The sequence below is a fragment of the uncultured Pseudoramibacter sp. genome (assembly GCF_903789625.1).
In the GTDB taxonomy this organism is placed as follows: domain Bacteria; phylum Bacillota; class Clostridia; order Eubacteriales; family Eubacteriaceae; genus Pseudoramibacter; species Pseudoramibacter fermentans.
On record NZ_CAIFFF010000001.1, the window covers coordinates 86,781 to 99,263 of the forward strand.

Sequence of the window (12,483 nt, forward strand, 5' to 3'; positions counted from 1 at the left end):
TATTTCACAAATGGCAAAAGACAACACACCAAACGCCGAGGCGGAAGTTAAGGAAAACGCCTCGCTCAAACCCTTAAAGGACGAAGAGCGCAGCATGGGCTGGGGCTCGTACACGATGCTCTGGCTCGGCGGCTGCATCTCCATCGGGACCCTCACCATGGGCTCGGCCCAGCTGGACAAGGGTTTGAACCTGATGCAGATTTTCCTCGCAGTGCTGATCGGCTCGCTGGTGCTCATCGTCGGCATCTGCCTAAATGACACCTTCAGCTACAAGACCGGCGCCCCCTACGCGGTGCAGCTCAAGAGCGCCTACGGCACCAAGGGCAGCGTCATCCCGGTCATGATCCGGGGCCTGCCCGCCATCGTCTGGTACGGCTTTCAGACCTGGCTCGGCGGCAGCGCGATCAACCAGATTTCCATCGCGCTGTTCCACTACAACAACGTCTGGCTGTTCTTCTTCGTCTTCCAGGCGATCCAGATCTTATTGTCGATCAAGGGCTTCCAGGGGATTAAATGGGTCGAAAACGTCGGCGGCGTCGTCATCGTCGCGGCGATGTTCTACCTGCTCTACATCTGCGTGTCCAAGTACGGCGGGGTGATTCACAACAACCTCGGCACCCTCAAGCCGACTTGGGGCATTCCGTTCATCGCGGCGTGCATCGCCTTCTTCGGCAATTCCACGACGGTCATGCTCAACGCCGGGGACTATTCCAGGGAGCTCAGACGCGGGTATTCGGCGCCGAAGCGCGGCGCGTCCTACCTGATCGCGATGGTGCCGGCGACGGTCCTCCTCGGGATCATCGGTGCGATGGCCTCCACCGCGACGGGCATCGCCAACCCGATCAACGCCTTCGGGACGATGGTGGACAACGTGTTCATCAAGGTGGTGGTCCTGGCTTTCATCCTCTTCGCGCAGATGACGACCAACCTGGCCTCCAACGTGGTGCCGCCGGCCTACGCCTTCATGGACGCCTTCCACATGAAGCACAAGACCGCCGTCATCCTCGTCGGGATCCTCGCGGTGTGCACCTGCCCGTGGATTCTGACCAACGACGCTTCGGCCGCCGGGCTCGACGTCTTCGTCAAGATTTACACGGCGTTCTTCAGCCCGATTTTCGCGGTTTTGATCGTGGATTACTACATCCTGCACAAGCGCCACTTCACCGACGATCAGCTCAGTGATCTCTACGCAGAAAACAGCAGCCGCGCCGGCATCAACTGGGCGGCGATCATCGCCACGGCCGTCGGCGCGGTCATCGGCTTGCTCAACGTCAACCTGTCCTTCCTGACGGCGACGGTGCCCACGGGCCTGATCTACTACTTCTGCATGAAGAAGATGCCGTCGTGCAAGGCCTTCCGCAAAGGGACGAGCCTCGAACGGGTCGACACCGAATAATCATAAGCCATTACCTAAGGATAAATTAAAACCATTGATTGCGAAACGCTCGGCAGATGCCGGGCGTTTTTTTAAAGCTTAGTCGCTTTGACCGACCAAGTTAGCGACCAAGCTGCGATCAAGTTCAAAGGATAATGATTTCGTGGTATAATGACAAGCAATACCTAAAAAATAAAGCGTGGAAAGCAGGTGATGCAGGTGTACAAGCCGCCGTTTCAGATGACAGACAAAATTACCAATCTGGTCGCCGCGATCAGTGAGCAGATCGGACGGATCAAGGTGCTTTCTCAGGGGAATCTGAACCCACATTTACGGAAAGAAAACCGAATCCGAACCATTCATTCGTCTCTGGCGATTGAACACAATTCTCTGTCAATTGAGCAGGTGACCGCGATCATCGACGGCAAGCGGATTCTCGGCAATCCCAACGAAATCAAGGAAGTGCAGAACGCCTATCAAACCTACGACATGATGCGCACTTTCAATCCGTATTCGGTTGAGGATCTGCTGAAGGCGCACCGCCTGATGATGCAGGGGCTGATCCCGGAAAATGGCCGGTTCCGCTCCGGAGGTGTCGGCATTTTTGACGGGGATGTGGTGGTGCATATGGCCCCACCGGCGTACCTGATGCCGGGGGAAATTCAGGATTTGTTCGACTGGGTTCAGCGCTCCGAAATGCACCCGCTGATTAAAAGTGCGATTTTTCATTATGAGTTCGAATTCATCCACCCCTTTGCCGACGGCAACGGCCGGATCGGCCGCATGTGGCACAGTATGCTCCTCGGCGCGTGGCACGAGTTGTTTTACTGGCTGCCGATAGAGGAGCTGATCCGCTCGCGTCAAGAGGCGTATTACGACGCCCTCGGGGCATCCGACAAAAAGGGGGATAGCAGCCCCTTCGTCGAGCTGATGCTCGAGATCATCCTCGATACGTTGGCTGAGACGGAGGTTGTGGGCAGCGCAGCCGCTGACAGCGGGCAGCAGGTTCCGCCAAACGTGGCCAAGCTGCTTGAGGCCTTGAACGGCGACACCTTGTCGGCGGCAGAGCTGATGGCAAGACTCGGTTTGTCCCACCGGCCGACCTTCCGGAAGCATTACATTCAGCCGGCTTTGTCGGGCGGGTATATCGAGATGACGATTCCAGACAAGCCCCGCAGTCCGAAACAAAAATATCGCAAATCTTAAGCTTAGTCGCTTTGACCGACTAAGTTAGCGACCAAGCTGCGATCAAGCTGCGACCAAGTTTAAAGGATGATGATTTCGTGGTATAATGACAATACTTAAAAAAAGCGTGGAAAGCAGGTGATGCAGGTGAATAAGCTAGATAAAGAAAATAGAGAAGCGCTTACCGAATTACTGGAAATCCTGACAGAAGCGGAAAATGACGTGAAGAATGGCTGCGTCAAGCCTGTATCTGAGACCTTTGACGCGTTGCGAGAAATGCTTTAAATGTAAAGTGATAGAGGAGTGAAGCGCATGAATAAACCAAACGCTGTAACGCGCGCGGCGCTGGCCGAATATGTGGCGATGAAAAAGCATCCAGAGCGCTATCAACGCTACCGTTCTTTTGATGATTTGATGAACGAGGTACTCGGCGATGCGTCATTAAAAGCACCTTCAAAACCTGTTTCGAAAAAATAAAAATTAACTTAGTCGCTTTTGACCGATCAAGTTAGCGACCAAGCTGCGATCAAGTTTAAACACCAAAACCGCCAGACTGATTTACTTCAGTTTGGCGGTTTTATTAAAGTTAATTAATAACATTTAAGTAATTACTTTATTTGTAATATTATTGAATACTTTTCTTAATTATAGTATACTAAATATATAAAATATTGTTAAGAGAGGGTTCAATGCATACGGTAAAAGATGTATTAATTAGGGCGAAAGAATATGAACAGTCCGGTCAGTTTGATAAAGCAATCAAATTTTATCAGGCTGTTGTTGATCGCATGCCAAATACAAAATATGCAAAATATGCACAAAATTGTATCGATCAATTAAATATCTCAATTGATTTAGATCTAGATGAAGATATTGAAGATACAGATAAAAGTAAAAAAATTAATAATAATGATAAAGAAAAGGATAATGATAAGGGTAGTGATTTAGTAGAAAAGCCAAAAAAGAAAAAACAGTCCACCACCATAACAAGTAAATGGTGGTTTTGGGTGATATTTATATTAATAATATTTGCAGTTTTTGCTTTCCTTTATGTTAAAAATCCTCCTAAAAAAACGAATACATCATCTTCATACAGTGAAAGTGAATATGATGATTCAGAAGATGAATTGGATGATGACGAAGACACAGAAATTGTTGATCCATCTGATGGATTAATGTATGCATACAATGATTATTGCAATGGAGAATATTGGGCAGAGTTGTCTGAAGATAACACAGAACTTAGGATATATGTAAATGGAAGCTCACTTGAAGAGAAATTTAATACTGTTTTAGAAATTAATAAATTTCTCGGTTTTAGCGACAGTGTAGGAGATGAAATGGGAGAAACGACTGAATTAGATGGCGATCGTACTCTTAATAATAATTATTTTCAAGTTGAATGGTTTTATTATTCAGGCACATTAGTTGTCACTTATACATATATAGGGTAGGTTACTAAGAGAAGGTCCAATGCATACAGTAAAAGATGTTTTAATTAAAGCAAGAGAACTTGAAGAGTCCGGTCAGTTCGATAAAGCAATTAAATTTTATCAAGCGATTGTTGACCGTATACCAGATACAAAATATGCTCAATATGCACAAAATTGTATCAATCAATTAAATATGCCGATTGATAATTTTAAATTTTCTGAAAGTAGTGTGATTGATGATCAAGTTAATAAACAGCCAGATTTAGATACTAATCAGCAGAAAGAAAAGAAAAAAAGTAAAATAGACGTTAATAATAAACATCATTCGAGGAATAATAAGAAAAAACCCATTTATAAACAATGGTGGTTTTGGACAATAATAGTGTTGATATCGATTGGAATTATCGGAAGACACTTATATTTAAATTCACCTCAATATAAATTAAAATATGCTAATGAACATTTCTGTAAAGGATATGGAGCCGTCGATGAGGATTATTCTTTTTTAATAATAAGCGAAGACTCCTTTGTCTATGAGGAAGATGCTCCTGAACCATGGGAAACTATAGATAAGGTTAATAAGTACCTTGGCCTGCCAGATTTACATAATAAGATGGTATTAACCGAGAAAGGCAAGTACAGTAATAAAGAGTTTAAAGTTTATTGGGGGAGAGACGATTCAGATAATGTCGTGGTGTCGTATTTCGTAAAGGGCAAAAAATAAAGACAAATGATAAACTCTGTCATGCCTAATGTTATTCCGTTTATTTCAATCGACCAAGTCCAAACGCAAAAACCGCCAGACTGATTCATTTCAGTCCGGCGGTTTTGTTCAGTTTGGCCTTGCATTTCAAAATCCGGGTGACCGAGGCGTTGAGCCGTTTTTCGCTGAGGGTGCCGTTCTGGACGGCGGTGAGCACGGCGGAGCGGGCGGCGGGGAAGTCCTTGGGCATCAGGAGCAGGTCGCAGCCGGCTTGGAGGGCAGCCACGGCGGCCTGTCCGGAGTCGGTGGTCTGGGTGACGGCGCCCATCTGCAGCGAGTCGGTGGTGACGACGCCCTTGTAGTTCAGCCTGCCCCGCAGGACGTCGGTGACCATTTTTTTCGAGAGGCAGGCCGGGGTGTCGTCGCCGGTGATGCTCGGCGTGGCGATGTGGCCGGCCATGATCATCGGCGCGTAGGCATTCACGTCATTAAAGGGGACGAGCTCGGCCTGCATCAGCTGGTCGAGGGTCTTGTCCGTGGCAGCGGTGCCGGCGTGGGTGTCGCCGGTGGTGGCGCCGTGGCCCGGGAAGTGCTTGAGGCAGGGGATCACGCCGTGGGCGCTCAGGGCGCGGGCCTCCGCCGCGCTCATCTGTTTCACGAGGCTGGCGTCGGAGCCGAAGGACCGGCGGGCGACGATTTTGTTGGCCGGGTTGGTGAGCACGTCGGCGTCGGGGGCGAAGTCGAGATTGAAGCCGAGGCCGCTCAAATAGGTGCCGAGGGTGTCGCCGACGGCTGTGGCCTTGGCCGGGTCGCCAGTGGCGCCGACGTCGCGCATATCGCCGACGTTCTGGACGCCGAAGGCGCGGTTATGGGCGACGCGGGCCACCTCGCCCCCTTCTTCGTCGACGGCGAGAAAGGGCACCGGCAGGCCGAGGTCGTTGTAAATTTGCCGGGTGTCTTTCAGCAAAGCCTGGGTCTGGGCCGGGTTTTTCAGGTTGTCGTCGAAATAGATCAGGCCGCCGGGCTGGGTTTTTGCGATGGCCTCGCGGGTGGCGGCGTCAGCGGCGGTGACGTGGCTGCCGGTGAGCTGGTCGGGGGTGACGATGAAGAGCTGGCCGACTTTTTCCTCGGTGGTCATGTGTTTCACCTGGACGGCGATGAGGTCGGCCTTTTTGGGGGATGTCACCGGCGCCTTTTCGGTTAAATGGCAGAAGGCGAAGAGAAAAGCCCCAAGGGCGGCGGCCGCGATGGCCGCGGCGAAAAGAATCAGGACGAGAAGCCGGGGACTTCGGGGTTTGGTGTTGTTTTGCATGGGTTTTTCCTTTATTGATTTGAATTCGTTTCTTTTTATTTTAGCATAGGCCGGGGGTTTTGTGTGCAGGAGATGACGTCAGGAACGGCCGGGTCGGTCCGGTTTCGGACACCTTTAACAGCTTGCGGGCAATCCTGCAGGCGTATTGAAATACCAAATTCGCCGCCGCGCTAACGGAAAATTTAAGGCAAAAGTTTTCATCTCAAAAAAAATCATCCGCCCCCTTTACAAATCCCGGCCAATCGATTAAAATCAAGTCAATTCAATGACGAGACGAGTAAGACGCGCGGAAGCGAAAGCGAGGCCGGGGCGGTGAGAGCCGGCTGCAGAGGCCGTCCGAAGACCACCTCCGAGAGGCCCTAATCCGGCCCGGTGATGCCGTTACCATCGTGATGAAGCGGTCCGCATGAGCGGACAAGCAGGGTGGAACCGCGCGAAATAGCGTCCCTGACAATACCTTTGGTATCTGTCGGGGATTTTTTTATGCGCCGGCGATGCCCGAAATAAAGGAGAAACAAAAATGGATGAAAAAGTGTTAAGTTGTTACCGCCATTCCCTGGCTCACGTGATGGCCAAGGCTGTGATCGAGCTCTACGGCCCTGAAACCCAGTACGCCATCGGGCCCCAGATCGACGACGGCTTTTATTACGATTTCCTCTTGCCGGAAGGAAAGACCGTCACCGAAGCCGATTTCAAGACCATCGAAGACAAGATGCGCGACATCTTGAAGCGCAAGGAAGCCTGGACCCGCAAGGAAGTCTCCAAGGCCGAAGCCCTCGATATCTTTAAGGATCAGAAATTCAAGACCGAATTGATCGAAGACCTGCCCGACGACGAAGTGATCACCGTGTATTACACCGGCGACGATTATGTCGATCTCTGCCGCGGGCCTCACGTCGACAATTCTCAGGAACTGCTCAGCGCGGCCTTCGAAATCCGAAGCGCATCGGGCGCCTATTGGCGCGGCGACGAAAACCGCGACAACCTGACCCGGATCTACGCCTACGCCTTCCCGGACAAGAAGGCCCTCAAGGCGCACAAGGCCTTGATCCGCGAAGCGAAGGAACGGGATCACAAGAAGATCGGCGCCCAGCTGGATCTCTTCATGTTCGACGAAACGGCGCCGGGCATGCCCTACTGGCTGCCCCGCGGCTGGAAGCTGTTCAACGCGCTGCTCGATTTCTGGCGCAGTGTCCACGAAGCCCACGGCTACCAGGAAATCTCCGGGCCGGTGCTCTCGAAAAAGAAGCTCTGGGAAACCTCGGGCCATTGGGACCACTACATGGACGGCATGTTCGTCATCCCGGGCAAGGATGAAGAAGACCCCAACACCTACGCCCTCAAGCCGATGAACTGCCCGAACACCATCAAGGTCTATCAGACGAAGAAACGTTCTTACAAAGATCTGCCCCTGCGCTACGCCCAGGTCGACACCATCCACCGCAAGGAAAAATCCGGCGAACTCAACGGCCTGTTCCGGGTGCAGATGTTCCGCCAGGATGACGCCCACATCTTCGTCACCGAAGACCAGATCGCCGACGAAATCTTCGACATCATGGACGTGGCCAGCGAAATCTACACCCCGCTGGGCCTGACCTACAAGGCAGAGCTCTCGACCCGCCCCGACGACTACATGGGCGACATCGAAGTCTGGAACAAGGCGGAAGCCGACCTCAAGGCCATTCTGGTCAAGAAATACGGCGAAGGGAATTTCGAAATCAACGAAGGGGACGGCGCTTTCTACGGCCCGAAGATCGACCTGAAGATGCGCGACGCCCTCGGCCGCGAATGGCAGATGGGGACGATCCAGCTCGACTTCCAGCTGCCGCTGAACTTCAATATGAAGTACGCCGCCGGCGACGATACCGAAAAGCGCCCGGTCCTCATTCACCGCGCGATTCTCGGCTCCTTCGAACGGTTCATCGGGATCATCACCGAAAACTTCAAGGGGGATTTCCCGTTCTGGCTCTGCCCGTACCAGGTGGGCATTGTGCCGATCCGCGAATCCCACAACGCCTACGCGAAACACGTCGCCGATGTGCTCAAGCGGGCCGGTGTCCGCGTCGAAGCCGATTACTCCGACGACAACATGAAGACGAAGATCAAGGGCTTCAAGCAGTACAAGGATCCCTACATCCTGATCCTCGGCGATAAGGAAGCGGCCGACGGCACCGTCTCGATCAACATCCGCGGCAACAAACAGCTCAACGACATCCCGCTGGATCACTTCGTGGCCATGTGCCAGAAGATGATCGACGAACACAGCCTGGAACTCATCGAAACCAAGGACTGAGTTTCACGATATAAATAAATAAATGACGCCTGACTGAAAAGTCGGGCGTTTTTTTAATGGATGAATTTATAATCTAAGTGCAACAAATAAATAAAGGACTCATAAACTCCTGTTACAATGATGTTTGCAAAGACAATATCATAAAGGAGAAATCATGAGTCCTTATAAACATCTTACACTATTTGAACGCGAATGCATAATGTTTTTTAAAGCCAAGGGGTACAAAATTACGCAAATCGCTGAAAAGCTTGGCAGAAATAAGTCTACGATTTCAAGAGAGTTAAAGAGAAACTCTAGTCAAGAATATTTGCCAGCTGAAGCTGAAGCAAAATATCAGCAGCGGCGAAAAGCCTGTAAACCCTACCGAAAGCTTGAAGACCCAAAACTTTATGCACTTGTACGCGATTTATTCTTAGTACATCAATGGTCCCCTGAAGAGATTGCCGGACGTTTAAAGTATGAGCACAAGCGAACAGTCAGTTATAATACAATCTATCGCGAAATTTACGCAGGAACCTTTGATGATCCGCATAAATCACATGGTAATCGCGGTGCTGTCCGTAAGCTCAGGCATCATGGCAAATCACGTCATACTAAGAATTATGTGGAAAGACGAGGCAAGATTAAGATCAGCAATCCTATATCTGAACGTCCAAAAGCTGCTGACAAGCGTCAGCGTCTTGGTGATTGGGAGGCAGACACAGTTGTCTGCAAACGTGATTGTGCCTGCTTAGTTACGCTAGCTGATCGGAAAAGCCGCTTCCTCATCTGCGCTAAAGCTGACAGAAAGAATGCCGTCAATGTCGGTCAGGTGATGATCGAACGCTTAAAAGGTGAACCGCTGTGTTCAATTACACCAGATCGAGGCAAGGAGTTTGCCCGTCATGCAGAAGTGAGTGAGGCATTGGAGGGGGTCAAATTTTATTTTCCACTGCCGCATCATCCTTGGCAACGAGGTACAAACGAAAACACCAACGGTCTACTTCGCGAGTACTTTCCGCATGGAAAGGATATCTCGGATGTTCCTGATGCATATATCCAAGCAAAGGTTGATGAACTCAATAAACGTCCACGCAAATGTCTTGGTTACAAGACACCTTATGAAGTCTATTATTCAACTTCGTTGCATTTAGTTTGACAATTCAAGTGAGAAAGATATGCACCTGCGCATAATCGGAGTTAGAGGGTGTACGAACCCTGCACATAATCAAAAAATGACAAAATTAATATGTTTTAGGAAATAATCGGCTGGGAAAATCAATTAATCGGCCGGGAAAATCAATTAATCGGCCGAGAAATTCACATAGGATATGAGAAGAGAAGAGAGGATAGCATAGGAGATGAGATTCTCTCCCCGGCTGGCGCCGGGGCCTGCCGCGCTGCCGCGCGGGGAGGGGATCACGAGCTCAAGCCAAGCACACAGCTTATATCTTATCATTCAGCGGCGAACGGGGATTTGCGTAGAAATTGGGAGTAAACAAACGGGGATTTGCGCGGTTTTGAGGTAGAAACGAACGGGGATTTGCGCGAAAGGCCCGTATTATGGGCGTTTCAGCATCATACCCCAAACGCCTTTTATTTGAGATGGAAATACGCTATAATAGTAGCGTAATCTGATGAGGTCCGTCAGCAACTTATCCATAAAAAACACCATTAAAAAATGTTATTTCCAAGTACGGACCGAGAGGCACATGTTTCAATAGAAGCGTGTGTCTCTATTTTTTTAACAAAATATAGGATAAACCGATTTTTCTCACAGGAAATTCGCATAGGATATGAGAAGAGAGGATAGCATAGCATAGGAGATGAGATTCTCTCCCCGGCTGACGCCGGGGCCTGCCGCGCTGCCGCGCGGGGAGGGGATCACGAACTCAAGCCAAACACACGGTTTATATCTTATCATTCAGCGGCGAACGGGGATTTGCGCAATCCCCGCTCTTTTTATTTAGAAAGACAAATGTAACAGCTCAAACAACAACCCCCACGCGACGCCGCTGACGTAGAGCAGCACAGTGAATTTCAAATTTTCCTTCCAGTGGCGGCTGGTGCGGAAGAGGACGAGCAGCCCGACGCCGGCGCCGACGAGCAGTCCGGCCATCATCTGCCCGGCGGTCAGCATGCGCGACAGGTATAGCTGGGTGATGGTGACCGAGGCGGCGCAGTTGGGGATCAGGCCGATCAGCGCCGACAGGCAGACGCCGACGACGGGGCGGTCGGTCAGGACGCTTTCGATGGTGCCGACCCCGGCCCAGTCGATCAGCGCGCCGAGGACAAGGGAAATCGCGAAGACGAAGGCGGTGATGTTCAGCGTGTGGACCAGCGCCGAGCGGGTCACGGCGCGCAGCCCCGCCGGTTCGGCCTCGTCCTCGCAGCCGCAGTGCTCGTTGTCGCACAGGTCGTGGATGTGCTTGTCGTCGCCGTAGCGGCGCAGCCGCAGCACCCCGTCGACGGCCATCCCGGTGAGCACGCCGATGACGGCCTTGGCGAGGAGCACCCGGCCGAGGGTCCCGGCGGCGACGTGCTCCGACAGAAAGATCGGCAGCATTTCGTCCGACGTCGACAGGAACACCGACAGCAGTGTCCCGGTGGAGATGAGCCCGCCGGCGTAGAGGCTCGCGGCCGCGGCGGAGAAGCCGCACTGGGGGATGACCCCGACCGCCGCGCCGGCCGCCGGCCCGAAGGGCCCGACCCGCAGCAGGAGGCGCGTCGAGTGGCTCGCGGCCTTGCCCTCGAAATACTCCATGATCCAATAGGTCACGAAGAGGAAGGGGATGAGCTTGACGGTGTCGACCGCCGCGTCGCTGAGGATGTCTAAAAAAGTGTGAAGCATGGCGTTTCCTTTCTATTAATGATTAATTACAATTTGAATTGATCGCCGCCTGACTATAACGTGTATAGATAAGGCTGATCTGTTTTCAGTCTGGATGTTTCAGCACCGCATTAATGACTAAAAGATGAATAAATTTTCATATCATGAACTACCGCGTCACGGTTTTGCATTGTGTTTTGTGGGCTGTCCCTCATCGTAACACGGTTTACATCAATTTGCAAACAGATGAATAAAGTTTCATATATGGCCTGCAAAATTTTCAGCGCGATGACGGGTTAAAATGATGAGAAAATGTGGTATCATAGGTTAAGATCAATAAATCAAAATGGTACGCAGATTGTAAATTATATTGTAAATTGAATTTTAAATCGAAAGAAGGCGGCTTATGTCATTTTTAGAAACCCTGCATCGCGTGGTGGATTGGTGCGTCGGCTTTTCGGGGCGGGTCTTCGTGCTCTTCGCAGTCATCGCCATCGTCCTCGTGCTCATCGAAATGCTCGTCTACGCGGCGGCGAAAAAGCCCAAGACAGGACACAGGAAGCGCGTCGCGCTGATCACCGGCGCCTCCAGCGGCCTCGGCCGGGAGTACGCCAAGCGGCTGGACCGCACCGAACGCGGTCTCGACGAAATCTGGCTCGTGGCCCGGCGGGCCGACCGGCTGAACGCCCTGGCGGGTGAGCTGAGCTGCGGGACGCGCGTGCTCCCACTCGATCTGACGAAGCCCGAGAGCCTGACGGCGCTGAAGACGGCGCTGCGTGAGGCGGACGTGGAGGTGGCGGTGCTGATCAACTGCGCGGGCCTGGGCAAAATCGGCAACTACGAAAAGCTGCCGCTGGCCGACTCGGACAATATGATTGAGGTCAACGACCGGGCGGCGGTGGACGTGACGGTCACGGCCCTGCCCTTCATGGGCCCGGGCGGGCGCATCCTCGAAATCTGTTCGACGGCGGCCTTTCAGCCCCTCCAGCACTTTGGCGTCTACGCGGCGTCCAAGGTCTTTCTCTACCATTACACCCGGGCGCTGCGCATGGAGCTGCTCCCGCGGCACATCCGGGTGACGGCGGTCTGCCCCTATTGGATGCGGGACACCGAGTTCATCCCGATCGCCAAGGCGGCGGAAGCTAAGGGCGAAAAGCCAGCGATCAAGAACTTCGCCTTCGGCGTCCCGGCGGACCGGGTGGCGCGCCGCTCCCTGCGGACCAACCGCCTGGGCATGGCCGTCTCGACCCCGGGACTTTTTTGTACCATCCACCGGTTCTTCTCGAAGCTGCTCCCCCGGGAAGTCCTGCTCTACTTCTGGGAGCTTTTAAGACGGCTGTAGAATCAGACGCAAAAACAATGACAAAAAATTA

Annotated in this window: 11 protein-coding genes; 9 read left to right on the forward strand and 2 right to left on the reverse strand. The window is 51.9% G+C overall.

Features of this window, described 5'->3' with window-relative positions:
• Positions 1 to 10: 10 nt before the first annotated feature.
• The 6 genes from QZX60_RS00385 (at position 11) to QZX60_RS00410 (ending at position 4,717) form a co-directional block, all read left to right on the forward strand.
• Complete coding sequence (locus QZX60_RS00385) at positions 11 to 1,396, forward strand: NCS1 family transporter (protein ID WP_295360097.1); 1,386 nt, start codon at positions 11 to 13, stop codon at positions 1,394 to 1,396.
• Positions 1,397 to 1,615: 219 nt separating this feature from the next.
• The gene (locus QZX60_RS00390; RefSeq protein ID WP_295360099.1) at positions 1,616 to 2,581 is read left to right on the forward strand and encodes a Fic family protein; all 966 of its coding nucleotides are present in this window, start codon (positions 1,616 to 1,618) and stop codon (positions 2,579 to 2,581) included.
• Positions 2,582 to 2,701: 120 nt separating this feature from the next.
• The gene (locus QZX60_RS00395; RefSeq protein ID WP_295360101.1) at positions 2,702 to 2,845 is read left to right on the forward strand and encodes a hypothetical protein; all 144 of its coding nucleotides are present in this window, start codon (positions 2,702 to 2,704) and stop codon (positions 2,843 to 2,845) included.
• Positions 2,846 to 2,872: 27 nt separating this feature from the next.
• Entirely contained in the window at positions 2,873 to 3,037 is a 165-nt protein-coding gene (locus QZX60_RS00400) for a hypothetical protein (protein WP_295360102.1), read from the forward strand.
• A 212-nt stretch (positions 3,038 to 3,249) separates the two neighbouring features.
• The gene (locus tag QZX60_RS00405) at positions 3,250 to 4,014 is read left to right on the forward strand and encodes a tol-pal system YbgF family protein (RefSeq protein ID WP_295360105.1); all 765 of its coding nucleotides are present in this window, start codon (positions 3,250 to 3,252) and stop codon (positions 4,012 to 4,014) included.
• Positions 4,015 to 4,033: 19 nt separating this feature from the next.
• Positions 4,034 to 4,717 carry a tol-pal system YbgF family protein gene (locus QZX60_RS00410; protein ID WP_295360107.1) on the forward strand — a complete coding sequence of 228 codons (684 nt, stop codon included), beginning with the start codon at positions 4,034 to 4,036 and terminating at the stop codon, positions 4,715 to 4,717.
• Between the two features lie 85 nt (positions 4,718 to 4,802).
• On the opposite strand, the gene QZX60_RS00415 is transcribed toward QZX60_RS00410, so the two are convergent.
• Positions 4,803 to 6,008 (reverse strand): glycoside hydrolase family 3 protein, encoded by a 1,206-nt coding sequence (locus QZX60_RS00415; RefSeq protein WP_295360112.1) that lies wholly within the window; start codon positions 6,006 to 6,008, stop codon positions 4,803 to 4,805.
• A 520-nt stretch (positions 6,009 to 6,528) separates the two neighbouring features.
• Here QZX60_RS00415 and thrS point away from each other — a divergent pair.
• Positions 6,529 to 8,301, forward strand: coding sequence for a threonine--tRNA ligase (gene thrS, locus QZX60_RS00420; protein WP_295360115.1), 1,773 nt, complete (start codon positions 6,529 to 6,531; stop codon positions 8,299 to 8,301).
• A 154-nt stretch (positions 8,302 to 8,455) separates the two neighbouring features.
• Positions 8,456 to 9,439, forward strand: coding sequence for an IS30 family transposase (locus QZX60_RS00425; RefSeq protein WP_295360118.1), 984 nt, complete (start codon positions 8,456 to 8,458; stop codon positions 9,437 to 9,439).
• An 807-nt stretch (positions 9,440 to 10,246) separates the two neighbouring features.
• Here QZX60_RS00425 and QZX60_RS00430 read toward each other — a convergent pair.
• Positions 10,247 to 11,131 (reverse strand): arsenic efflux protein, encoded by an 885-nt coding sequence (locus QZX60_RS00430; RefSeq protein WP_295360121.1) that lies wholly within the window; start codon positions 11,129 to 11,131, stop codon positions 10,247 to 10,249.
• 385 nt (positions 11,132 to 11,516) lie between these two features.
• On the opposite strand from QZX60_RS00430, the gene QZX60_RS00435 reads away from it, so the two are divergent.
• Positions 11,517 to 12,452: an SDR family oxidoreductase gene (locus tag QZX60_RS00435; RefSeq protein ID WP_295360123.1), complete on the forward strand. Its 936-nt coding sequence runs from the start codon at positions 11,517 to 11,519 to the stop codon at positions 12,450 to 12,452.
• Positions 12,453 to 12,483: the final 31 nt, after the last annotated feature.